Source organism: Streptosporangium sp. NPDC001681, assembly GCF_040298085.1.
Taxonomy (GTDB): Bacteria; Actinomycetota; Actinomycetes; order Streptosporangiales; family Streptosporangiaceae; genus Streptosporangium.
Genome location: NZ_JBEOZN010000006.1, coordinates 98,571 through 123,415, shown reverse-complemented (window position 1 = coordinate 123,415; position 24,845 = coordinate 98,571). Strand labels below are relative to the sequence as shown.

17 protein-coding genes and 1 pseudogene are annotated in these 24,845 nt (G+C 64.0%); 9 read left to right on the top strand and 9 right to left on the bottom strand.

The window, feature by feature from the left end:
* Positions 1–115 precede the first annotated feature (115 nt).
* From ABT130_RS04430 to ABT130_RS04415, 4 genes and pseudogenes are all read left to right on the top strand, one after another.
* Complete coding sequence (locus ABT130_RS04430) at positions 116–1,591, top strand: ice-binding family protein (RefSeq protein ID WP_350952774.1); 1,476 nt, start codon at positions 116–118, stop codon at positions 1,589–1,591.
* The gene (locus ABT130_RS04425; RefSeq protein ID WP_350952772.1) at positions 1,588–1,881 is read left to right on the top strand and encodes a DUF4082 domain-containing protein; all 294 of its coding nucleotides are present in this window, start codon (positions 1,588–1,590) and stop codon (positions 1,879–1,881) included. Before ABT130_RS04430 ends, ABT130_RS04425 begins: the two co-directional genes overlap by 4 nt.
* A 1,169-nt stretch (positions 1,882–3,050) precedes the next feature.
* Positions 3,051–6,191 (top strand): DUF4082 domain-containing protein, encoded by a 3,141-nt coding sequence (locus ABT130_RS04420; protein WP_350952770.1) that lies wholly within the window; start codon positions 3,051–3,053, stop codon positions 6,189–6,191.
* Between the two features lie 424 nt (positions 6,192–6,615).
* Positions 6,616–7,053: pseudogene (locus tag ABT130_RS04415) on the top strand (IS701 family transposase); the annotation flags it as partial.
* Between the two features lie 525 nt (positions 7,054–7,578).
* Here the strand turns inward: ABT130_RS04415 and ABT130_RS04410 are convergent.
* Positions 7,579–8,286 carry a WbqC family protein gene (locus tag ABT130_RS04410; protein WP_350952766.1) on the bottom strand — a complete coding sequence of 236 codons (708 nt, stop codon included), beginning with the start codon at positions 8,284–8,286 and terminating at the stop codon, positions 7,579–7,581.
* Positions 8,287–8,350: 64 nt separating this feature from the next.
* Entirely contained in the window at positions 8,351–9,352 is a 1,002-nt protein-coding gene (locus ABT130_RS04405) for a glycosyltransferase (protein ID WP_350952764.1), read from the bottom strand.
* Between the two features lie 970 nt (positions 9,353–10,322).
* Here ABT130_RS04405 and ABT130_RS04400 point away from each other — a divergent pair.
* Entirely contained in the window at positions 10,323–10,832 is a 510-nt protein-coding gene (locus ABT130_RS04400) for a GNAT family N-acetyltransferase (protein WP_350952762.1), read from the top strand.
* A 119-nt stretch (positions 10,833–10,951) separates the two neighbouring features.
* On the opposite strand, the gene ABT130_RS04395 is transcribed toward ABT130_RS04400, so the two are convergent.
* From ABT130_RS04395 to ABT130_RS04365, 7 genes are all read right to left on the bottom strand, one after another.
* Positions 10,952–11,293, bottom strand: coding sequence for a GDP-mannose 4,6-dehydratase (locus ABT130_RS04395; protein ID WP_350952760.1), 342 nt, complete (start codon positions 11,291–11,293; stop codon positions 10,952–10,954).
* On the bottom strand, positions 11,290–12,357 hold the full coding sequence (locus ABT130_RS04390) for a glucose-1-phosphate thymidylyltransferase (protein ID WP_350952758.1): 1,068 nt from the start codon (positions 12,355–12,357) through the stop codon (positions 11,290–11,292). The genes ABT130_RS04395 and ABT130_RS04390 overlap by 4 nt, the downstream gene beginning before the upstream one ends.
* A gap of 132 nt (positions 12,358–12,489) precedes the next feature.
* Positions 12,490–12,954: a GtrA family protein gene (locus ABT130_RS04385; RefSeq protein WP_350952756.1), complete on the bottom strand. Its 465-nt coding sequence runs from the start codon at positions 12,952–12,954 to the stop codon at positions 12,490–12,492.
* 620 nt (positions 12,955–13,574) lie between these two features.
* Positions 13,575–14,729: a dTDP-4-amino-4,6-dideoxygalactose transaminase gene (rffA, locus tag ABT130_RS04380; RefSeq protein WP_350952754.1), complete on the bottom strand. Its 1,155-nt coding sequence runs from the start codon at positions 14,727–14,729 to the stop codon at positions 13,575–13,577.
* A 228-nt stretch (positions 14,730–14,957) separates the two neighbouring features.
* Positions 14,958–15,839: a methyltransferase domain-containing protein gene (locus ABT130_RS04375; RefSeq protein WP_350952752.1), complete on the bottom strand. Its 882-nt coding sequence runs from the start codon at positions 15,837–15,839 to the stop codon at positions 14,958–14,960.
* A gap of 13 nt (positions 15,840–15,852) precedes the next feature.
* A complete protein-coding gene (locus tag ABT130_RS04370) occupies positions 15,853–16,218 on the bottom strand; it encodes a sugar phosphate nucleotidyltransferase (protein WP_350952750.1) in 366 nt (121 codons plus the stop codon).
* 392 nt (positions 16,219–16,610) lie between these two features.
* Positions 16,611–18,818, bottom strand: a complete 2,208-nt coding sequence (locus ABT130_RS04365; protein WP_350952748.1) for a hypothetical protein — start codon at positions 18,816–18,818, stop codon at positions 16,611–16,613.
* A 496-nt stretch (positions 18,819–19,314) separates the two neighbouring features.
* Here ABT130_RS04365 and ABT130_RS04360 point away from each other — a divergent pair, with 496 nt between their 5' ends.
* The 4 genes from ABT130_RS04360 to ABT130_RS04345 all read left to right on the top strand — a co-directional run bounded on the left by ABT130_RS04360 (position 19,315) and on the right by ABT130_RS04345 (position 24,757).
* Positions 19,315–20,298: a methyltransferase domain-containing protein gene (locus tag ABT130_RS04360; RefSeq protein WP_350952746.1), complete on the top strand. Its 984-nt coding sequence runs from the start codon at positions 19,315–19,317 to the stop codon at positions 20,296–20,298.
* A gap of 219 nt (positions 20,299–20,517) precedes the next feature.
* The gene (locus tag ABT130_RS04355) at positions 20,518–21,660 is read left to right on the top strand and encodes a glycosyltransferase (protein ID WP_350952744.1); all 1,143 of its coding nucleotides are present in this window, start codon (positions 20,518–20,520) and stop codon (positions 21,658–21,660) included.
* A 5-nt stretch (positions 21,661–21,665) separates the two neighbouring features.
* The gene (gene asnB / locus ABT130_RS04350; protein WP_350952742.1) at positions 21,666–23,567 is read left to right on the top strand and encodes an asparagine synthase (glutamine-hydrolyzing); all 1,902 of its coding nucleotides are present in this window, start codon (positions 21,666–21,668) and stop codon (positions 23,565–23,567) included.
* The gene (locus ABT130_RS04345) at positions 23,564–24,757 is read left to right on the top strand and encodes a glycosyltransferase (protein ID WP_350952740.1); all 1,194 of its coding nucleotides are present in this window, start codon (positions 23,564–23,566) and stop codon (positions 24,755–24,757) included. Before asnB ends, ABT130_RS04345 begins: the two co-directional genes overlap by 4 nt.
* The last annotated feature ends 88 nt before the right edge of the window (positions 24,758–24,845 follow it).

Sequence of the window (24,845 nt, the reverse complement as noted above, 5' to 3'; positions counted from 1 at the left end):
ACCGGCCAGTACGACTTCACCGGCACAGCTGAAGCGTGAAACCGGTCACCGCGGCTTTCTCTGGCGGAGCGTCGGTCGCTCTTGGCTTGTAGTACTGCTGACAACCGTCCTGTCGATGGACGTGCTCGTCGGAACGCCACACAGCGCGAACGCGGATCAGGCACCGGTGAGTCTCGGCGACGCCGCGTCCTTCGGCGTTCTGGCCGGGACCGCCGTGACGAATACGAATCTCACGGCGATCACCGGAGACCTCGGAGTGAGTCCGGGCAGCTCGGTGACCGGATTCCCACCCGGCACGGTGAGCGGAGCCGTCCACGTGGGCGACGCTACGGCGTCCGGCGCCAAAGCCGACCTGGTCGCCGCCTACAACGACATCGCCGGGCGGACACCTGTCGTCACCATACCGACAGAGCTCGGCGGAACGACCAGGACCCCGGGCGTCTACAACTCCGCCAACGGCACCTTCGGAATAACCGGGACGCTCACACTCGATGCCGACGATGATCCGGACGCGGTCTTCATCTTCAATGCGTCCACCCTCTCCGCGGCAAACGTCAGCAACATCAACCTTGTGAACGGCGCCCAAGAGGACAATGTCTTCTGGCGGGTCAGCGACTCCGCGACGCTCGGGACGTTCTCCACCTTCCGGGGAAACGTTCTGGCGCTGACATCGGTGACGGTGAGCCCCGGCGCCACCCTCTACGGCCGCGCCTTCGCGCTCAACAACACGGTCACGCTCCAAGGCGCCAGTGACCCACCGAAAACCCGTATCAGCGTGCCGAACGACCCGCCGACCACGACAACCCTGACCACGTCGGCCAACCCCTCCCAGCAGGAACAACCGGTCACCTTCACCGCCGTGGTGAGCCCGGTCACGGGCTCGCTCGTCCCCCAGGGCGAGGTGGTCTTCAAGGATGGCTCGACCATCATCGGCTCGGGCTGGCACGACAACTCGGGCCCTGCCACCTTCACGACCTCGAGCCTGGCCGCCGGGCAGCGTTCGATCACTGCCGTCTATCTCGGCGGCGATACCCACGACGGTGAGGCCATCGTCCATTTCGCCCCGAGCAGGTCGCCCGAACTGATCCAGACCGTGCAGGCCAGCCTATGGGACAACGCAACGGTCCCGGCCACCCAGTCCCACCCCGATCCCAAAGCCAGTACGGCCGGCGTGAAATTCAAGGCGACCACGGCCGGGACCGTCAACGGCATCCGTTTCTACAAGGGTGCGCAGAACACCGGGACGCACGTCGGAAGTCTGTGGACCAGCGGCGGCCAGCTGCTCGCGAGCGCGACCTTCACCAACGAGACCGCGTCCGGGTGGCAACAGGTGAACTTCCCCACACCCGTTAACATCGCCGCCAACACCACCTACATCGCCTCCTTCCACAGCACATCCGGATTCTATTCCGTAACGAGACCCTACTTCACAACGCAATACACAAACGACCCGCTCCTCGCGCTCGCGAACGGCACGGAAGGCGGAAACGGCGTATACAAATACGGTGCCGCGAACTCCTTCCCAACCGACGCCTATGTAGCCAGCAACTACTGGGTGGATGTCGTGTTCACCCCTGCGGATAACTCTTGAACGAAGCGGCGGTCCCGGCCGTCCAACGTGATCCCGTCTCCAAGGCCGTTACGCTCGGCATCGAATTCAAGACGACCACGGCCGGAGCCGTCAGCGGCATCCGTTTCCACAAGGGTGCGCAGAACACCGGGACGCACGTCGGAAGCCTGTGGACCGGCGGCGGCCGGCTGCTCGCGAACGGCGCGGAAGGCGGAAACGGCGTATACAAATGTTGCGCGAAGAACTCCTTCCCGACCGGCTCCTACCGGTCCGGCGACTACCGGGTCGACGTGATGTTCGTTTCGCCTTAGCCTCGATCTTTCCTGGTCAAAGGTGTGGTCGGCTGACGCCGTGGCCGACCACTGATTTCGGTGTCCGGGCGGCGTGGCGGCCTGGCTCACGCCCGCCGGGCGAGGTTCCACGGGCCCGCAGATGTCCTTCTGATCGTCCGGGCGGCTTGCCGCCGGCAGGCTGGTGCGGGCAATGCCTGCAGCCCGCACGACGGCCATGGTGACCTACTCGGCCCAAGGCCGTCGTGCGGCGCGGGATCAGGCGAGTGCGCGTGGACATGGAGAACGGAGAAAGCCAGACGCGCAGCCGTGCGGATGTATCACCGGGACTGGACGCGGGAGGGGCGGCCCGCGATGCGGCGGAGTTCGGCGGTCACGAGATCGTCGTCGCGGCACAGCAGGCAGAACCAGGTGAGCAGATCACAGCTGATCGCGGTGGCGGTGCATCGGATCCGGTCGATGGCGAACTGCCACGTTCACGGTCTCAGCCCTCGAAATCCGAGAGCGTCGGCTCACCGCCACCCGTCTCGGCGGCGCCAGCGTCGTCCATGAGGCCCGGGTCCGGTCTGCTGAGGGCACGTCACCAGAGTCAACGCGGCCGTCAGGAGTGTCCCCCTTCAACAGAAGCTCAATAAAGGTCTGGCAAGGACACCCCCAGGTGGGAGCGTCCCTGGCCCCTTTCGGTCATCAGATTGTCAGGCTTTCAGTCGTCTAGTCATCTACTGCGATGGTTCGAGTGAGGAGTTTAAGTGCCAGACGACAAGCAACAGTCCGGTCCGAGGTTGCGGCGGATTCTCCGGAGCGTGACCTCCTTCGGAGGCGGCGCGGTGGCCATGCTCGGCTTACTGGGGGCGGCCTTACCTCCGCTCCCCGCACCGGAGGCCGCATCGCTGACCGTGATGGCGTCGGCAGGCCCGATGGAGAACGGGATGGAATCCGCCAGGCCGGCGCCGAGCAATTCCAGGCGCATCCCCTCTCCCTCCCCTTCCGATGAGATGTCGCCCGTCAAGGGCGCGACTGACAGCGCACACGGCACGAAGATCAGGAGTCGGTCTCCCGATGCCCTGAGACGCAGAGCCGACTGCCCGCCCACTTCTGTCGTCTGTATAGAGAACAGTCTGCCGGGCACTCCTCCCAGTCAGTGGGACGTACCGACCCAGAGCACCAACATCGAGGGGTACGTCACTCAAATGAGCGTGAACAAGGGGGAGAACGTCCAATTCAAGGTGAACACCAATGCGACCAATTATCGTATAGATATTTACCGCATTGGATATTATGGCGGCATGGGCGCACGGCTGATAACGACGATCGAGCCCTCCGCTACCTTGCCCCAGACGCAACCGGCCTGTTTGGGGGACACGACGACCGGTCTAATCGATTGCGGAAACTGGGGGCTGTCGGCCTCCTGGCCGGTGCCGAATGACGCCGTTTCCGGAGTCTATGCTGCGAATTTGATACGGGAAGACGGCACGGCCGGGACCAGTCAGATCCTATTCATCATCCGGGACGATTCCCGCAATTCGGATATCTTACTTCAAACCTCTGACACCACATGGCAGGCGTACAACCAGTATGGCGGTAACAGCCTCTATCTCGGCAAGCCGGTGGGGCGCGCCTACAAGGTCAGCTACAACCGCCCGCTTTTTACGCGCAGCAGTTTCTTCATGGCCGAATACCCTCTGGTCAGATGGATCGAGGCCAACGGGTACGACGTCAGCTACACCAGCAATGTCGACACGGCCAGCCGGGGGGCGGAGCTGCTTGAACACAAGATATTCATCTCCTCCGGACATGACGAGTACTGGTCCAATGAAATGCGAAGCAATGTCCAGAACGCCCGGGACAACGGGGTGAGTCTCATCTTCCTCTCTGGAAACCAGGTTTTCTGGAAAACCAGATGGGAGAACTCTCTGGATGCAACGGGCACCCCTTTCCGGACACTGGTCTGCTACAAGGAGACTCACGCCAACGCCAAGATCGATCCGAGTCCACAGTGGACAGGGACGTGGCGCGATCCCCGTTTCTCCCCTCCATCGGATGGCGGAAGACCCGAGAACGCCCTAACGGGACCGTTGTACATGGTGAATACTCCGGCAAACGATGCCATCACCGTTTCCGCCGACTATAGAGACATGCGACTTTGGCGCAACACGTCTATTGCCAACCTGCAACCCGGCCAGGAGGCGACCTTTCCCGTTGGAACGCTGGGGTACGAGTGGGACGAAGCATCCGACAACGGGTTCGCACCGGCGGGGTTGGTGAAATTCTCCAAGACAACCTTGGTCAAATCATCGACGTACCTGCTTAACTTCGGCAGCACCTACGGCGCCGGAACCCCGACACACAGCCTTACGCTCTACAGGAATGCGAATGGCGCGCTGGTCTTCGGCACGGGGACCGTCCAGTGGTCCTGGGGACTCGATGACAATCATGATTTGAAACCCGCAGGCGGCGGCCGCTTGGCCGGTACGCCCCCCACGGATATCCGGATGCAGCAGGCGACAGTCAACCTGCTGGCCGACATGAAAACCCAGCCGGCCAGCATCCAGCCGGGTTTGGTTCCGGCGGTCGCGTCAACGGACACCGCTCCGCCCACATCGGCAATCACCTATCCGGCAAGTGGCGGCACCGTACCCGCTGGAACCGTCATCCCCGTTCAAGGGACGGCGGCTGACACCGGAGGCGGGGTCGTCGGCGGAGTCGAGGTTTCATTTGACGGCGGGACGAGATGGTTTCAGGCAACGGGTCGCACCAGTTGGCGATACAACTGGACAACGCCCAGCAGCGGAACGGTAACGGTCAAATCCCGAGCGGTCGATGACATCGGAAATATTCAGGGGACTCCGACGGAAATGACCGTCACCGTCGTCCCAGGGTGCTCCCCCTGCAGCATCTGGCCACCGTCGGCCGTGCCGGCCGTCCAATCCCAGCCCGATGCCAATGCCAGCACGGCCGGCGTGAAATTCAAGGCGGCCACGGCCGGAACCATCAACAGCATCCGCTTCTACAAGGGTCCGCAGAACACCGGGACGCACGTCGGAAGCCTGTGGACCAGCAGCGGCCAGCTGCTCGCGAGCGCGACCTTCACCAACGAGACCGCATCCGGGTGGCAACAGGTGAACTTCCCCGCACCCGTGAACATCGCCGCCAACACCACCTACATCGCCTCCTACCACACCACATCCGGATTCTATTCGGTAACGAGGCCCTACTTCACCACGCAATACACGAACAGCCCGCTCCTCGCGCTCGCGAACGGCGCGGAAGGCGGAAACGGCGTATACAAATACGGCGCCACGGACTCCTTCCCAACCGCCGCCTATCAAGCCAGCAACTACTGGGTGGATGTCGTATTCACCCCCTCGAACAGCCTATGGAACAACGCAGCGGTCCCGGCCGTCCAATCCCAGCCCGATGCCAATGCCAGCACGGCCGGCGTGAAATTCAAGGCGGCCACGGCCGGAACCATCAACGGCATCCGCTTCTACAAGGGTCCGCAGAACACCGGGACGCACACCGGAAGCCTGTGGACCACCGATGGCCAGCTGCTCGCGACCGCGACCTTCACCAACGAGACCGCATCCGGGTGGCAACAGGTGAACTTCCCCACACCCGTGAACATCACCGCCAACACCACCTACATCGCCTCCTACCACACCACATCCGGATTCTATTCCGTAACGAGACCCTACTTCACCACGCAATACACGAACAGCCCGCTCCTCGCGCCCGCGGATAGCGCGGCAGGCGGAAACGGCGTATACAAATACGGCGCCACGAACTCCTTCCCAACCGCCGCCTATCAAGCCAGCAACTACTGGGTGGATGTCGTATTCACCCCCTCGAACAGCCTATGGGACAACACGGTGGTCCCGGCCGTCCAGTCCCAGCCCGACCCCAGTGCCATTACACTCGGCGTGAAATTCAAGGCGACCACGGCCGGAACCATCGACGGCATCCGCTTCTACAAGGGTCCGCAGAACACCGGGACGCACACCGGAAGCCTGTGGACCACCGATGGCCAGCTGCTCGCGACCGCGACCTTCACCAACGAGACCGCATCCGGGTGGCAACAGGTGAACTTCTCCACACCCGTGAGCATCACCGCCGACACCACCTACATCGCCTCCTACCACACCACATCCGGATTCTGGTCGGTAACGAGGCCTTACTTCACCACGCAATACGCAAACGGCCCGCTCATCGCGCCCGCGGATAGCGCAGCAGGCGGAAACGGCGTATACCGCTACGGCGCAGTGAATAATTTCCCCGTCAACAGCACCCAATCCAGCAACTACTGGGTTGATGTGGTGTTTACTTCGCCTTAGTAATCCAGCTACAGATTACGGTCTTGCTGGGACCGAGCTTCCACGCGTCGTTCAGGGAAACGAACCGCTTAGGCCCGTGATGTCGTGGAAGCTCGGATGCCGTCTTTTCGGCTTTGAGGGGGGCAGGGGCTTCTCCGAAGTTTCTCTGCCGGTGAATCTGCTGGCTGTTGAAGTGATCGATGGGGCCCTGCCACTGAGAGCCTGCTGACAAAGGCTTAAGTCCTGGCGGGCATAGGGCCGTAGAGAGCTGGTCCGATCTTGTTGATGTAGCCCTGGTGGGACCATTGCGACAGTTGGCCGCGGAAGCTGTTGACGTTCTCGATCTCAAGGATGGCGGCCAATTCGCTTCCTCTCCAGGCCCGCCAGGGCTGAGCGGCCAGGAGTTGCAGGACCTTGCCGCGCCGGTCGGGGCTGGACAACTGCGGGAAACCCGCAGATCTGGGAGCATCGCTCGTGCGGCAACGGCACCAAGGGGGAGCGCGTCTACGACTGGACGGCGGTGGCCGTCACCGTCGCCGGTCAGTCTCCCGCGTCCGGATGTGCCCACACCCTGCTGATCCGCCGGTCGGTCGCCGTCCCGGCCGAGGTGGAGTTCTTCCTGGCCCACGCCCCCACCGGCACCGCCATCACCGAACTCATCGACGCGGCCGGGATTCGCTGGAAGATCGAAGAGAACAACGAACACGGAAAGAACCTGCTCGGCCTGACCCAGTACCAGGTCCGCAAGTGGACGCCCTGGCACCGGCACGTCACCATCGCCATGCTCGCGCTGGCGTTCCTGGCCGTCATGCGCGCACACCTGCCGGCAGACGACACCGGTGATGCGGGAAAAGAGCGACTGCTCCTAAAGACGCCGCCCTGAGGCCGGCGCGCTTACTGCGGCCCTCGCTCGCCGAGATCCGCCGCGTCCTGGCCTGGCTGCTCACCCCCGCGACCAACGCCATCACTCATGTCCTGGCCTGGTCGGCCCTCCGACAACTCCACCAGACCCGCGCTCTGATCAGCCACTACCGCCGACGCGGCGATCCCCTCCCGCAAGATCTACGAATGTAGTACCCGCAACCCCGACCTGCCCGCTTCGCACGCCGTCGTTCACGGACCCGCCAAAGACTTCCCGGCCGTCGTCGCCGGGCTCACCCCGTCCTGCAGCGATGGCACCGTGGAAGACGCCACCACCAAAGTCGAACTTATCAAATGCCGGATGTAGGGCCGAGCAGGCTTCCCATTGCTTCATCGGAGAATCCTGCTCGCGCAGACGGGGTGCGGCCGGAATAAGGGAGAAACGGGCCACGCGCCAAGTCGGCTGCTCGAACTCGTGGGGATTGGCCCACCCCATCCGAAAATACCGTGTGATGTGACCCCAGTTGAAACAGCATCGAGCCGGCGCTCACCGCGATGCCCGCCCAGAAGTAGCGATCTTCAGGTGTTCGATGGCATTCGGCCCCGTGTTGAATATAAGATCAAGGACGCTCACCCGGTGGTCGAACGGCGGGTGGAGCTGTGGATATTCCGGGTAACTCGAGTAGTCGAACCATCGCAACTCGATGCCCGCTCTCCGAAAGAGGCTCTCATCGAGGTAGGCCCGCGCAGTCGGACCGGTAATATATTCATGGGCACCCGCCTTCTGGCATAGATCGACGAGGCGCTCCGTCTTGGATCCCGTGGTGACGTAGTCGGTGGACCAGCGCAGATCGACTCGGATGCCAAGGACCGAACAGAGCCCTTCGAGGAAATGCCTGTTTATTTCGGAAAGCCGCTCATCCCGGCATCCACGGTAAAGCCCCTCCAGGACCGGCGCGAACTCGTCGAAATATGCGGTCTTCCGATAGGCATGCGTGAGAGCTCGCCAGTGCATGATGTTCCAGTTCGGGTCGGCAATGACCGTTTCGTTGATTAGCTGGCTCCGGGGGCCGCGCGCGAGCGGGATCGAGAGCCATCTAGGACCCATCGCCGTTTTTATGCGATTACGATTACGCCAGTCTCTGTCGGTGTACTGCACCTCGTCGAGGAGTATGAACTCGTCGACGTGGGCAATCAGGTCGAAATATCCTTTCCATGGAATATAATTTGATTGCACTATCGCAACCCGTTTCATGCGCCTCACACTTTCGACTTGCTCGGGCTTCGTATGGGTCTCCCAGGAAGGCCCTCGGACCGGACTACCGTTCGTGAGCGCCGACTCCCGGGCGGATGAAAGTCTCCGCGTTCACGTCAGGCGTCGCCGACAGGCGTGAGTCGCGACTTTCGGACCGTTCGCGAACGATGTACGTGGGGCGCCCCATGCGCTCCACATGGATCCTGCCGAGATATTCCCCGATGATTCCAAGGGCGACCATCTGGGCAGAGGCGAACAGTGAAATCATGGACGCTATCGACGTGAACCCTTTGAGCGTGCTGTCCCCCCACCAGTAGTTCCAAAGAAAGACAGTGAGAAGGACGGCGCCGAGAGCCCCCGCCAGCAGCCCGCAATAGGTGACCAGGCGAAGCGGGATAGTGCTGTATCCAATCATGACATGGATCGCATGGCGAATGAGCATCTGAACGGTGTAATTGGAGCGCCCGATAAGTCGGCGCTCTATGTTTACCGGGACGGTTCCGACCCGCATGGTGGCCCACGAGAACGAGATGTCGATTAGAGCGTGGGGGCCTGCGACCCCGTCCAATGATTCGCGTAAAAAACTGCGGAAGGCACGGAACGCGCAGATATCTTGGCCTGTTGCCTCACCAAATCGCCCAGAAAGTCCGATCTTGAGCGATCTGGAGGCGAGATCACGTATGAATCCGTGCGTCCCAGCGCGTGGGACTGCGTAGACGATGTCGAGGTCAGGCCGGAGGCCTGCCAGGAGTTTGGGGATCTCTTCTGGTGGATGCTGAAGGTCATCGTCCATGGTGACCACGGTGTCGTAGCGAGCACAGCGGATGCCGGCGACGAGAGCGTTGTGCTGCCCGTAGTTCCGGGCCAGCAGCAGCGCGCGGACCGTTTCATACCGATCGGCAAGCTGTTGGGCGACTTCCCATGTCTTGTCTGGTGAACCGTCGACGACGAGTATGACCTCGGACACGGAGGCGGCGGTTGACAAAACAACAAGGAGGCGATCAACCAGCACCGGAAGCGTCTGCTCGGATCGATAACATGGAATTACGACGGATACGCTAGTCATAGTGCCAGTCTCATGACTGCCAAGTCGGCCGGTCGGGCCCACAGGCCGGATTTACACTATATTGATGAGACCAAGGACGAAACCGCAATTTTCTACGCCACCCCTTGAATCTTTCATGATCTTGGAGTAATCGACTCACATCGAGCTGATCTTCTGTGGGGACGGGTTTTGGGTTCGGTCATGCCCGCGGTCCGGTCGCTGCCTCGTGCGGGTCGGTGCCATAAGGCCGGCGGAAGGGCCTTTCGTCACGCTCGTTGGTATTTTCGCAGTTCAAGCCGGAGATGCCGGACCTGGACCTGCCACCAGGCGGCGATCAGGCCGGGGGGGGGACCACCGCAGCGCCACAGGCGGGGACGGACGTCCTTACCCCGGCATTATTCTTGCCGGTTCTTCATACGGATCGAGGCCGGCGGCCTTTCCGGCGATACAGCTCAGGACACGCCTCCCGCATGTTTGTCTTCGGGAGGTCACGATCCATAGCATGGCTCGGGAATGGGAGCCCCGGCCCACGTGGTCATCTTTCCTATTTCGTTGGATAAGCAATCGAATGACTCTTTCGGAACGCATGTCTGGTGGCGCAGACATCGGGGCTCCCCGGCGCCCCACGCCGCACTGCCCGCGCTGTCGTGATCCGCGTATCCGGGGAGCGATCCTTGATGCGACGCGTGCCCGGTCATGCGTCCCATCGACAATGGAATTTTACGGCTCGTCCTGAAGGCGACTAAACGGAGGGGGCCGGATGTCAGTGAAGTGGGCATCGGCCAACGCGTTTCAGCTCGCATTCCAGCATGCCGGTCTCACATGGTCGGCTTTGAAAGATGCTCGTGGAGTCTTGTCTGGAACGATGTCCTACGGCTCGCGTCCACCTGGCGCCCACCCGAACCGATCCGTCAGGCCGGCCTCCTCCCGAGCCGGCACCGCTGGAACCGCTCTGCCACGAGGCCTGCGCAGGCCATATGAAAGGAAGGTCATGGAGGTCATCAAACTGAGGCCGGTCCGCGAGGAGGACCTGGACATCTTCGAGGCGGAACGGGCTACCCCCGAGCTCAGAGGCGAGCTTCAGTGGTATGGACACCGCTCTTCTCACGGGCTCCGCCAGGAGTTCGCCGAGAACGGATTCCTCGGCACCAACTCCGGGCGCCTCACCATCGACGTCGACGGTGGCCCGGCCGGATGGGTGGTGTGGTGGACGACCTCCTGGGGACCGGATTCTACGTGTTGGTGCTGGGCGATGGGCATCTGTGTCTTCTCCGACTTCCGCAGCCAAGGCATCGGAACACTGGCTCAGCGCCAGCTCGTGGACTATCTGTTCGCCCACACGCGAGCCGAGCGCATCCAGTCCTTCACGGACATCGCCAACTACGGCGAGCAACGCGCTCTGGAGAAGGCCGGGTTCGAACGCGAGGGAATCCTGCGCCGCGCCCAATGGCGGGACGGCGGCTGGCACGACCAGATCCTCTACTCGGTGCTGCGCCCGTGAAGTCCGACAGGCCCTACGGCGGCGGGTGCGGGTCCGTCCATCAAGCCCGCTCCGCCGGACTCGGGTTCGTCAGAGTCTCCACCTGGGCCAGGGCGATTCAAACCGCAGCACTCCAGCGGTTATCGACCGGTTTTCTGCAATGGGCGCCACCAGTCCTGATGATCGCGGTACCACCGCACGACCTGGATAAGTCCCTCATCAAAGTCAATACGGGGTTCGTAGCCGATCGCCGCGATCTTGCTGCTGTCCACGGAGTAGCGCCGGTCGTGTCCGAGCCTGTCCGGCGCCTGGACGACCATCTCCCAGCTCAGGCCGAAGGCTGCGAGCAGCCGTTCCGTGAGCTCTCGGTTGGTCAGTTCGACCCCACCACCGATGTTGTAGATCTCGCCGCCTGAACCCTTGTCCAACACGAGCTGGATACCGCGGCAGTGATCATCGACGTGCAGCCAAAGGATTCTCATGCCCGTACCTGAATCCTGCTGTGGTCGCCGACCATGAGTTGATGCGTGTTGGGCACTCCTCTGGCCTGGATGACCTCGACGTTTCGGCCGATCAGGGAGTACGTGAGCCCTGAGACGCCTCTGATGATGGATTCTCCCAGAACTATGCTGTATTGCACCTCGGCATCCTCCAGCACGCAGCCCTCGGCGATCGAGGTATAGGGACCGATGTACGAGCCGTTTACCTTGCTGTGGGCACCGACGACCGCAGGCCCTCGGATCACCGAGTTCTCCACCACCGCCCCGGACTCGATGACAACGCGCCCCGTTATCTCCGAGAACCCGTCAACGGTTCCCTGGATGTCTGGTTCGATCGCCTCCAGAACGATGCGATTGCATTCCAGCATGTCCTGCAGACGTCCGGTATCTCTCCAGTAGCCGCTCACGAAGTGCGAACGGACGCGGCCACCGTTGTCGATGAGCCATTTGATGGCGTCCGTGATTTCCAACTCTCCGCGGGCGGAAGGTGTGATCGCGTTGACCGCCTCATGGATGGCCGGAGAGAACGTGTAGACCCCCACGATCGCGAGATCACTACGCGGGTGCTCCGGTTTCTCTTCCAGCCCGATGATCCCGCCGTCCGGTCCAAGCTCGGCGATTCCGTAGAATTGTGGCTCGGCGACTCTGGTGAGCAGGATCTGGGCGTCGTTGTCAGCCTCGCAGAAGGCCTCCACCAGGTCTCTGATGCCGCCCACCAGAAAGTTGTCGCCCAGATACATCACGAACGACTCATCGGCGAGAAACTCTCGAGCGATCAGGACACAATGCGCAAGCCCCAGAGGGGCCTCCTGGGGAATGTAGGTCACGTCGAGGCCGAACTTCGAGCCGTCCCCGACCGCTTCCCGGACCTCATGGGCCGTGTCGCCGACGATGATCCCGACGTTGCTGATGCCCGCGTCCCGTATCGCCTCAAGTCCGTAGTAGAGCACCGGTTTGTTGGCGACGGGGACCAGCTGCTTCGCCGAGGTGTGGGTCAGCGGGCGCAGCCTCGTCCCCTTGCCACCCGCTAGAACGAGTGCCTTCATGGTTGTTGAGTCCTTCCACCAAGAGCGCTTGGTCACAGCGACCGCCTGCACGCTCAATTTACGCGGAGCTCCAATTAGCAGCCCGCCGCCATCCTTCGCTTTTGTCAAAGAACGTGTGGCATCTTGACAAGACTAGACTTTTTCCCGATTGGGAAACGTCCACGTCCGGTGCGTCAAGTAGCTTAGCGGCGGACTCACGGCTATTAGCAGGCCTTGTGCCACCATAATCGGAATACCGACAAATTCCACCAGAATCGGGACACCGACAACGGACGCCGCCAGAAAGCCCAATCCGACCGCGTAGAACCTCAGGTAACCCGCGAGCCACGATTCCCTGGCAACGCGAAAAACCACCAGCCTGTACCATGGATAGACGATCACCGAGGTGAGGAACTGGCAGGCCACAAGCAGGAAGACATAAGGAACCCGATCTTTGACGGCAAGCAGCCCCAGCCCCAGGAGAGCGCAATAGACTACAGCCGTCATGGCGCTGGCCAGCAGATACGCGACACGTCGGCCCCAAAATGCCGAAACCAGAGCTCGCCACCCGGGACGTGAATCCTTCTCGTGGGCGGTCCCGCTTCCGACTTCAACCATATGGCAGTCACTCCGGATCGTGATCGAGTAACGGGATCGAATGAATTATGGTCGGCCACCGGAAATCAACCAGGGGTTGGCGTCAGAGACGGTTCCGATCATCGCGTGTTACCGCCTGAACGGACTCTTCCGGCGCTCGTGACCTGGCTCGTGTCGCTCGTCGAGACCTAACGGATCTCAGCCCTCGTCCCTGTCAGCCCGCCACACCTCGATGGCGCTGAACAAAGATGTGTCAGGCAGTGACTTCCGTGTGCGGCAGAATTGGTGGAAACCAGCGCCTTCCCAGCAGCCGCACGCATGATCCCTGTCATACGCAGATCCCGCGATGGCGTCTGCGTGCGCGGCCCCTTTGCGCACACAGCCGCCGATATGCAAGAGAGCCGGCGAGCATCACGGTCCGGCCGGGCGCGATCGGCTTCATGAACCAGTCGAAGCGGTCAGCCGGGTGTCGATGCACGATGACGTATGCGGCCGATCTGTAGACGGCCTTCGGACCGCGGAGAACGGAGGCCCGACCTCAGCGGGAGCGGCGAGATGCCCGGCCGGACACCCGGACCTGGGTGACTCCAACGGTGATTCCCGAGCCCGTAGGGCTCGCGCCTGGATCACGTCACACACCATCAGTTCACCTCGTAGCTCTGGACGGCGTTGATCACGTGGTCGACGTCGGCCTCGGCCAGATCAGCAAACAGCGGCAGCCGTACAAGGCGGTCAGCGACCTCCTCGGTGACCGGGCATCCTTCTGGGGCCGCCCGCCCGTATCGCACCCCTGCGGGCGCGGAGTGCAGCGGCTGGTAGTGGAATACCGCCTGCACATCCCTCTTCGAGAGGTGGGCGATCAACTCCTGCCGATTCACCAGATCCGGAAGCAAGAGATAGTACAGATGCGCCGGATGGGCGCAGCCATCTGGGACCGTCGGCTGGGCGACCCCGTTCGCCGTACCCCAGTCCGCCAGTTCATCGTGATACCGGCGCCATACCGCATGGCGCCGGGCCTGGATCGTGCCGAACGACTCCAGCTGGGCGGTTAGCTGTGCGGCGAGAACATCGGACGGAAGATAGCTCGATCCGATGTCGACCCATCTGTACTTGTCCACCTGCCTGCGGAAGAACCGGCTGCGATCGGTGCCCTTCTCTCGGATGATCTCGGCTCGCGCAACCAGATCCGCGTCGTTCAGAAGCAGCGCGCCTCCCTCCCCGCACTGCACGTTCTTGGTCGCGTGGAAGCTCTGGGCGGCCATGCTGCCGAACGAACCGAGAGGCCGGCCTCGATAGGCCCCCCCTAGACCGTGGGCGTTGTCCTCGACGAGCGCGAGATCATACCGTTCGCACAGTTCTCCGATCGCCTCCATCTCGCAGGCGACACCCGCGTAGTGCATGACCACGACGGCCCGGGTGCGATCGGTGATCGCGGCTTCGATCAGCCGCTCGTCCATGTTGAGGGTGTCGGGCCTGCAGTCGACGAAGACCGGCACCACCCCGCGGAGAACATAGGCGTTGGCCATCGACATGAAGGTGAACGACGGCATGATCACCTCATCGCCGGCCTGGAGGGCGAGCAGAATCGCCGACATCTCCAGCGCGTGCGTGCAGGAGGTGGTCAGCAGCGCCCGGCCCGCCTCGGTGATCTTCTCGAGAAGCTCGGAGGCCTGCCGGGTGAACGGCCCGTCTCCGCAGGTGGATCGCCGGCATACAGCCTCGGCGAGATAGTCCAGCTCGTTCGGCGAGATATGCGTTCGGTTGAAGGGAATCGTCTCCCGATCGGTTACTTTCACAGCCGAAGTGAACAACGGAAGGATCAGTCGGCAGACGTTGCGCTGCCGTCCATTGGTGATCCATTACGTAAGCCTTAGGTCACACCGGTCAACCCTGCCGCCCCCCGGTTTTCTCGTTCGGCGCGCCCACGGCATGGCGAGCACCTTCCCGTCGGCAGCCGCCAGTGCACCGGCTACCGGGTTGACGTGGTGTTCGACGTCGATGAGCGCACTGCGGAGGCCCGGCCGCTACTCCGGCCGGGCCTCCGCCGGCTTCTGCGCCTCGATCACGAACCCACTGGCCGCCACCGTGGCGTTGGGGTGCCGCGCCAGCAGGACGTCGAGGAACTTGATGGGCGAGAGCAACCACATCAGGGGGGCCAGCACGCGGTAGAGCCGTCTGCTGCCGAACGAGAGCAGGAGGGCCAGCCACTCCTGGAATGTCCACAGCATGGCCGAGGTGGGACCCGCGCCTATCCGCACGTGCATCACGTCGAAACGGCTGAAGAGGGTTTTCATACCCGCCTCGGTGTAGCGCTGGTAGTCATACGGTGACGCGTGAAACGGCTGCATGAAGGGCACGTAGCACAGCACCCGCCCTCCCGGCCTGAGCACGCGCCACATCTCCCGAACGTGAGCCTGCGGATCCGGCACGTGCTCGAGTACGGCGATGCTGACGATACCGGCGAGAGCCCCGTCATCGATCGGCAGTGTTCGCAGGTCACCCACAATGTCAACGTTGGCGTACGCGCCTCCGTCCACACAGAGAAGTCGTGGGTCATAGCGGTTGGTACCCGACCCTAGATCCGCCACCAGATCACGATCAAGATCGAAACTCATGAGGAAGGGGCGGATGAACCGTCTCAGCAGCACGGGTGAGAGCAGTTGGATCACAAGCGGATATGCGGGCCCGAAACGGCGCTTGACGGTCTCCTTGATCCGATTGAGCGGATCGTCCCGTAGCTCGGCGTCTCCGAAGCCGGCAAAACGGAGCTGGTTTCCCGTCCGGTGACCGCCGGTTCCGCAGGCCGCGCATCCGTACGACGCGTCGAGGGGAACGCGGCAGGACGGGCAGACCAATGCGGCCGCGATCCGGTCGACCGGGCACCCCATCGGTTCTTCCCCGTTCATCAGGTCCTCTCCTTCAACCGTCGCTACCATGGCTCGTTGTTCCGATACCAGCGCATGATCTGGGCGATCCTCTCCACGAACGGCTGGCCGACGAGAAGTCGCGGGCGGTCAGGACGCAGCGCGCCAGGCCGGAGGGCTCCTCTCCGGCGAGGAAGGGCACGTCGAGGCCGACCCCGGAGTCGTCGCCCGCCGCTTCCCGGATCTCGCAGGCCGTGTCGCCGACGACGATCCCCACGCCGGTGACGCTCGCGTCCCAAACCGCTTCGAGCCCGTAATAGAGCACCGGCTTGTCGGTGACGGGGGTCAGTTGTTTCGCCGGCGTGTGGGACAGCGGACGCGATCTCGTCCCCTTACCGCCTGCCGGAACAAGTGCCTCCACCGGTGTTTGAGCCCTTCCGCGAAGAACGCATGGCCTCAGCGACCACCTGTCCGCTTGAATTTATGCGGGACTCGAATTAGTGGCTGCATGCCGTCCTCCGCCTTTACTGAAGGGCGGGCGACAAGTTGCCGGAGCCATAGGTTTCCGCCGCTGCGGAATGTCCATTGGCGGCCGGCAACCCCAGGCCAAGGAGAGCGCAACGGACCATGGCCGCCATGGCGCTGCTCATCGGATAGGTGATGCGATGACGCCAAGACAAGGCTCTCCGCCCGGAATGCGAATGCTCGCCGCGGGCGCTTCGGCTCCCCGCTTCAACCATCCGGCACTCCGGCTCATGCCCGGCCTGAGGATCGATCGGCGGGCACCGGCGGGGCCGGGATGCGGCGAAGGAGTCAGGCCGTACCGTCTGGCACCTCGTAAACGGCGTAGTCGCCGGAACGGAACCTCAGGTTCGCGCCGTCACCGATCTTGGAGTCCGCACCGGTGTGCTGCTCGTCGACGAACAGCCAGCGCACGCCGTAACGCGTCCGTAACCGCTGGATGGAAGCCGCCGAGGGCGATCGGAATGCGGCATCGTTGAGCTGGATCCGCTCCTGGTCCCAGAACGGCAGGTGCTCCGCTACGAGGCCCCTGTGCCAGTGCTGGTAATTCGCCGGGCTGAACGCCCACCCCTCCACCAGCACGCGTCGTTCGGTCAGCGCGGACACCCAGAACTCACGGCTGTCACAGGGGTTCTCGGATTTCCCTCGGCAATGTGTGTCCGTGGCGACCAGGTCGTCCGGATCCGAGTGGGCACGCAACCATCGTCCGGCGGTCAAGGCGTCCCTGCGGATCACCGGCGCCGGCACTCCCGGGCCCGTGTCCGCGCCGCCGCCCGCCGGAGCGGAAACGGTCGGCGAGAGGACACGGGCCACCCAGGCCGCGGGCAGGCCGACGGCCGTGACCATTGAGATCGTGATGGCTCCGGCGGCGACGAGGCGCCGTCTGTTGGCGACGAGGAGCAGGCCGATCATCGGCAGGGCGAGAGCCGCAAAGGCGATATACGGCCGGTACAGGAGGATCTCGCTCTGGCCCGGGCCCAGGGGGATCCGGACGCCGAAGATCATACGGATCGAGCAGGTCGCTACGATCGCCGCGCCGACCGCGTACGCCGTCACGCGCGGAGGCACCTGAGCCCGCCGAACGATGACGAAGATCCCGTAGACGGCGACAATCGCCAGATAGGGATAGGACGCCACGGAGAAGTACATCTCGGCATGATGAGGGTGCCCGAACAGAAGCGTGGCGCAGAACCCCCCCGCCCCGATGCTGAGCATCACAACCACGGCAGGCCGCAGCAGCAACCGCGGTCGGCTCAGCAGGCCCCAGATCCCGCACCACTCTATGACCCAGCTCAGCAGATACAGCAGCGTGACGCCGAGAGCCGAGGCCGACAATGGCTCGATGTCTCCGTCCTGACCGGTCAGCTCCGCCCATATCTTGCGGGTCATGGCGAGCGGTTCGACGATCATCCCTAGGCGCGCCTGGCCGAACAGCACGGACTGCGCGTAAAGAAAGCACATCGCGGTAGTCACCAGCACGACGAGCACACGCCAGGGCATCTGGCGTCGTCTCGCCACCTCGATCACGGCGATCGCCGTCAGGCCGATGGCGAGCAGGGGTAGGTAGGTGGCCTTGGCCCCCATCACCGCCACGAGGAAGACGCCCAGGAGGACCCAGGAGCCGAGGGCGATACGCCTGCGCTCAAGAAGGTTGATCAGGAGGATGACGACCGGCGCGAAGAGGAGAGCACCGAAGGCCTGGGTGGGGCTCAGCCACGACTGAGGGGGACGCCACGTGAAGATTCCGACGCTTGTTCCCAGGTACAGGTTCGGGGCCTCCATGAAGACAGTGCCCGCGACGGCCAGCAACCCAGCCGACCAGGCGCCCACCACGCGCCGTCCAATCATCCCTATCAGGACGACGAAGGCGACCATCATGGGCAGCATGAAGAGTCTGAACAGCAGCACCAGCGGTTCCACGCCGGTGATCCAGCTCGCCGCCGCGAGGTGGGCGTAGACGAACCAGTGGTAGAAGAGTGGCTCACCGGCGACCATCGGCACCGTGGGCGGCATATGGTGCTTCAACTCGCCGATCAGCGCCAGGTGGAACGGCATGTCGAGATTGGCCGCCCCAAGCGCCGGCCACGTCAGAGCATGCGCTCTGAAGAACTTCGCGGCGCTCCAAACGATCAGATAGGCGACGACCAGGGCGAGGGACCAGGACCACCAGAGCGGCGCGGTGAGACGATTCCTGCCCCTCCAGTGCCGGCGCAGGCGGGGAACAGCGATGAACGCCGCGTAGGTGGTGATCGGCCAGGCCATGACGAGCAGCGGCATCCCGGCCGCGCGGACGGCGACATAGGCGAGCACCTCGATCGCGTAACCGAGCGTCAGCCCGAGGGCGATCTCCTCGGCCAGCGTCCGCCTGCCGCCGTATAGGGCGCGGATCAGCAGCAGTCCCGGAAGCGTGAGCCCCAGGGCGACATAGGCGCCGAAGCAGACCATATCCCAGGCGGAGACACCGAAGAGACCCAGCACCGCCACCGCCAATGCGGTCACGGACGCCGCCGGCAGCCATCTCGACGCGTAAAGACGCCGGAATCCCCGCCACCGAGCGATGCGCCCTCCATGGGGAATCGCATTCGCCTGTGCTTTTCCCGTACGTTCAAGGGAATCCACCGGGGAAGTTTGAAGGTGCGGAGTCTTGGCCATGCACGCAAGTCTCACGACGCGGGCGTCCCGGCCGGGTCCGGACGTCCGCGTTTTTCAATGTCCTTGCCAGTCCTTCATACAGGTCAAGTCCTTGCCAGTCCTTCACGCGGTCAACCAGTACGGCATACCGGTGGGGCTACCCCTGCGGCGGGCAGGGGCGCTACCGGGCCATGGTGGAGCGCGATACTCAGCGTGAGGGAAAGCACCAGGCCCTTTTCAGTGATCCAGGTCAGGACACACCCTCTCACGTGTTCGCATCCGAGAGGTGACGTTCCGTAACATGTCTCAGGACCAGGGCCAGCCGGCGTGGCCATCCTTGTTGTCTCGCTGGATAGGCAATTAAATGACTCTTTCCGAAGGCATGAACGGCGGCGCGGACACCGTGATTCCCCGGTTCTCCGTGCTGTGCTGCCCTCGCTGCCGCGGTCCGCTCCGGTCCGGCACCGAACTCCGGTGCGGTGAATGCTCGGGCACGTATCCCATCGACAATGGAATTCCACGGTTCGTTCCCCGGGACAACTACGCGGAGGGGTTCGGATACCAGTGGAACCAGCACCGGCTGACGCAGCTTGACTCACACTCCGGCATGCCGATCTCGCGTGATCGACTGATGAACGCGAGCGGCTGGTCGGCCGCCGAGCTCACGGGAAAGACCGTACTCGAGTGCGGCAGCGGGGCGGGGCGGTTCACCGAGGTCCTGTGCGAGACCGGCGCCCAGGTGACGTCGGTCGACATATCCAGCGCCGTCCACGCCAACGCCGCCTCGAACGGCCACTTTCCTCGTTTGAGGCTTGTCCAGGCCAGCATCTACGCACTGCCGTTTCCCGAGGAGTCGTTCGACTTCCTGTTCTGCTGCGGGGTGATCCAGCACACGCCGGACGTCGAAAAGACGTTCAAGACGCTGTTCCGCTATCTGCGGCCCGGCGGCCGGTTCTGCATCGACGTGTACGCGGCGATCGTCGCCTATCCCCATCCCCGGCAGTTGCTGCGTCCGATCACCAAACACGTGCCTCCCGCCAAGCTCTACGCCCTCGTGGAGAAGGTCGTGCCGAAGCTGCTCCCCCTGTCCATGAAGCTCAGCGCCGTCCCGTGGGCGGGACAGTGCCTGGCGCGCCTGATCCCGGTCGCGAACCACCGCTATCTGGGTGTGACGGACAGAGAGACCGCCCGGAGCTGGTCGGTGCTGGACACCTTCGACTGGCTCTCGCCGCGCTACGAAAAGCCGCAGACCCGGCGGCGCCTTGAGCGGTGGACGCAGGAGCTGGCTTTGCGTGAGGTCTCCATCGAACGTCACCGCGGGCTGTACGTCATCCGCGGCGTCAAATAACCAGCGTCCGCACGTCGGCGATCGGCGCGCCTGGCCAGGCTCGGCGGCCGACTTCTCTCGATCCTCCTCAGGGTGACACCTGTCAAACGGCCCCGCCCGGCCGGCCGGTCACGTCCTCACCCTCACCGCACACCTGACGACCACTCCGGCTGAGAACCGCGGACGTGGCACCTCACATTGGGTCTTATACCGAAGAGCAGCCTCCGGAAGGGGAACGTCGTGGCGGCCAGCGATAGGTCCAGCCTCCGGCGCGTCGCGCTTCTCATCCCGCAGCTGACGCTGCCCGGGGGGACCGAGGTGCAGGTCTCCCTGCTGGCCCGGCAACTGCACGCGAGGAATATCGACGTCAGCGTGCTCGTCCTGCGGGGAGATGAGGGGTATGCGAAAACTTTGCGCCTGGTGGGGATCGAGGTACACCGGCTCGGCTTCGTACCCCTCTCCTCTGAACCGTCGGCCCTGGTCGCCAACCTGCGCGCCGCCGCACGTCTCATACGTCTGTTGCGACATCTGAGGCCTCAGGTGCTGCATGCGTTTCTCTACTTCGGTTACGTCGTGGCTCCACCCGCCGCCCGGCTGGCGGGGGTTCCGGTCGTCGTCGCGGGCCGGCGCAGTCTGAGCTTCTTCAAGCGGGAACGCTGGTGGGTGCTGGCTCTGGAACGGGCCGTGAACCGCGTCACCGACCACGTCATCGCCAACGCCGCCGCCGTCGCCGAGGACGCCCGCACCGTCGAACACCTCCCCGCGCACAAACTCAGCGTGATCTACAACGGCCTCCCCGAAACGGCCTTCGACCCGGCCGAACCAGAGAACATCGACACCCCCCTGCCCGTCATCCTGTGCGTGGCCAACCTCCTGAAGATCAAAGGACACCGGTTCCTGATCGACGCCGCCGCCACCCTGGCCCGGCAGGGCAACCCCTGCACGATCATCCTCGTCGGCGACGGCCCCGAATACGCCCCCCTCCAAACCCAGGCCACCACACTCGGCCTCGACGTCCGCTTCCTCGGATCCCGCACCGACACCGCCGGCCTCCTGGCCCGCGCCGACATCGTCGTACTGCCCTCCCTGTCCGAAGGCCTCAGCAACGCGGTCATGGAAGCGATGGCCGCCGGCCGGCCCACCATCGCCACCTCGGTGGGCGGCACACCCGAACTCCTCGAAGACCGCGGCCTCCTCGTCCCCCCCGCCGACCCCGCAGCCCTGGCCGAAGCCATCACCCACCTGCTCACCCACCCCCAACACGCCACCACCCTGGCGACCGCCGCACGCGCCTGGGCACGCAAGAACCTCGACGCAACCGCCATGACCATCCAGCACATCAACCTGTACCACCAACTCCTGGAGACCCGATGTGTGGAATAGCCGGAATGGCCACAACATCACACCCAGACCCCGAACTCGTCCGCCGCATGTGCGATGTGATCGTGCACCGAGGACCGGACGGCGCGGGCTTCCACAGTGACGAACACGCGGCACTCGGCATGCGCCGACTGGCGATCATCGATGTGGCGACCGGCGACCAGCCCGTCTACAACGAGGACAACCGCGTCGTGGCCGTGTTCAACGGCGAGATCTACAACTTCGCCGAGCTTCGCGACATGTTGATCGCCAAGGGGCACCGTCTGCGTACCGCCGGAGACTCCGAATGCCTGGTGCATCTCTACGAAGAGTTCGGCGTAGAGCTCGTTCACCGGCTCAGGGGGATGTTCGCTTTCGCCATCTGGGATCGAGACCGCCAGCGGCTGGTTCTGGCCAGGGACCGGGTGGGCAAGAAACCGCTCTACTGGCGGGCCGACCACTCCTCTATCCGGTTCGCGTCCGAGCTGAAGTCCCTCGCACAGGACCCCGGCATGGGCCGCGAGATCGATCCCGTCGCCCTGCATCACTACCTGACGTACCAGTACGTCCCCGCGCCGTGGTCCATCTACCAGGGCGTGCACAAGCTCTCCCCCGGACACGTGCTCGTCTGGGAACACGGCAGGATCACGGTCAACCGCTATTGGCAGCTGGACCGCACCCCACGACCGGTGGTGGACCAGTGGGAGGAGGAGGAACGGCTACGCGAGCTAATCCTGGACGCGACCCGGATCCGCATGGTGAGCGAGCGGCCCATCGGGGCATTCCTGTCCGGGGGCGTAGACTCCTCCGCCGTGGTCGCCGCCATGGCGATGCAGAGCACCGAGCCGGTCAAGACATTCTGCATCGGCTTCGAGGACAGTCGGTACGACGAACGCCACAAAGCACGGATGGTCGCCGACCGATACTCCACTGATCACCATGAGCTCGTCGTGACATCGAACCTGCTCGACATGCTGCCACGCCTCGCCTGGCACTTCGACGAACCGTTCGCCGACTCCTCGGCGATCCCCAGTTTCTACGTGGCCCAGCTGAGCCGGCAGCATGTCACCGTCGCGCTCAACGGAGACGGCGGCGACGAGTGCTTCGGCGGCTACCAGCGCTACGCGCTGATGAACCAGGCCCGTAGGATTCCGGCGCTGCCCCCGGCCCTGGCGGCGACGCTCACGCGCACTGGCACCCTCGTGAGCGAGCGGAGCGACTCCCGATCCCTGCCCCACCGGCTGGGCCGGATGATGAGGTTCGCCGCGGCGCGTCCATCACAGCGCTACGCCTGTCTGATGTCCTACTTCACGCCGGAGCAGAAATCCGAGATCTACAGCGACCCGCTCCGGGACTTACTGACGGGGGTGGACAGCTACCGCCTGCTGGAGGAGGCCTTCCAGGGTTCGTCCGCTGAGACCGATCTCGGCCGTGTCATGGATGTCGACACCCTCACCTACCTTCCGGGCGACCTGTTGGTCAAGGTTGACATCACATCGATGGCCAACTCACTGGAGGCCCGCTCGCCGTTCCTGGACCACCACATAATGGAATGGGCGGCCACCCTTCCCAGCGCGCTGCACATCCGCAACGGCCAGACCAAACTCCTGCTCAAACGCGCGGTGGCCCCCTGGCTCCCCGAACAGCTGCTGCACTATCCCAAAAAGGGGTTCAGTGTGCCTCTCGCTGCGTGGCTCCGTGGCGAACTGCGGGAACTGGCCTACGACACGCTCACCGACGGCACCGCCCGCAGCAGGGGCCTCTTCCGACCAGCGGTGGTCCAGGAACTGCTCCGGAGGCACATGGACGGCGCCGACCACGGCGCCCGACTGTGGGCGCTGCTGCAGTTCGAGCTCTGGAACCGAGCGCACGCAATCCCGGAGAGCGCCCTCATCAGCGGGGCCGGATGCCACGCCTGGCAACTGCGATGACCCGGCACGCGGAACCGCCCGCCAGCCGCACGATCAACGAGAGGCTCTCTGCGGTACGAGGAGAGCAGGCCGGCCTGCGGCGCGTCGCGTTTCTCATCGGACAGCTGGAGCTGGGAGGCGCGGAGAAACAGCTGTCCCTACTGGCGAGAGAACTGCGTCTCAGAAGCATCGAGGTCCACGTTCTTCTGCTGTCGAAAGGCGGTCCTCACGAGCAGACTCTGCGCGAGGCAGGGATCGGCGTCCATCATCTCGGTTTCGGCCGCAAGCCGTCAGGGCTGCCGGCCCTGAGGCGGAACCTGGTGGCCTTCGCCCGCCTCGTCGTTCTACTGCGCGGCCTCAGGCTCGATGTGTTACACGCGTTCCTCTACGAGAGTTACATGATCGGTGCAGTGGCCGCCCGGCTGGCACGGGTTCCGATCGTCGTCGCGGGGCGCCGGGGCCTGAGAAACCGCCCGGATAGGCCTGGGTGGGGGTCGACCCTGGAACGGGCCGTGAACCGCGTCACCGACCACGTCATCGCCAACGCCGCCGCCGTCGCCGAGGACGCCCGCACCGTCGAACACCTCCCCGCGCACAAACTCAGCGTGATCTACAACGGCCTCCCCGAAACGGCCTTCGACCCGGCCGAACCAGAGAACATCGACACCCCCCTGCCCGTCATCCTGTGCGTGGCCAACCTCCTGAAGATCAAAGGACACCGGTTCCTGATCGACGCCGCCGCCACCCTGGCCCGGCAGGGCAACCCCTGCACGATCATCCTCGTCGGCGACGGCCCCGAATACGCCCCCCTCCAAACCCAGGCCACCACACTCGGCCTCGACGTCCGCTTCCTCGGATCCCGCACCGACACCGCCGGCCTCCTGGCCCGCGCCGACATCGTCGTACTGCCCTCCCTGTCCGAAGGCCTCAGCAACGCGGTCATGGAAGCGATGGCCGCCGGCCGGCCCACCATCGCCACCTCGGTGGGCGGCACACCCGAACTCCTCGAAGACCGCGGCCTCCTCGTCCCCCCCGCCGACCCCGCAGCCCTGGCCGAAGCCATCACCCACCTGCTCACCCACCCCCAACACGCCACCACCCTGGCGACCGCCGCACGCGCCTGGGCACGCAAGAACCTCGACGCAACCGCCATGACCATCCAGCACATCAACCTGTACCACCAACTCCTGGAGACCCGATGTGTGGAATAGCCGGAATGGCCACAACATCACACCCAGACCCCGAACTCGTCCATCACACCTCTCCCTCCGGATCAAGATCCACTGAGGTCAACCGGAT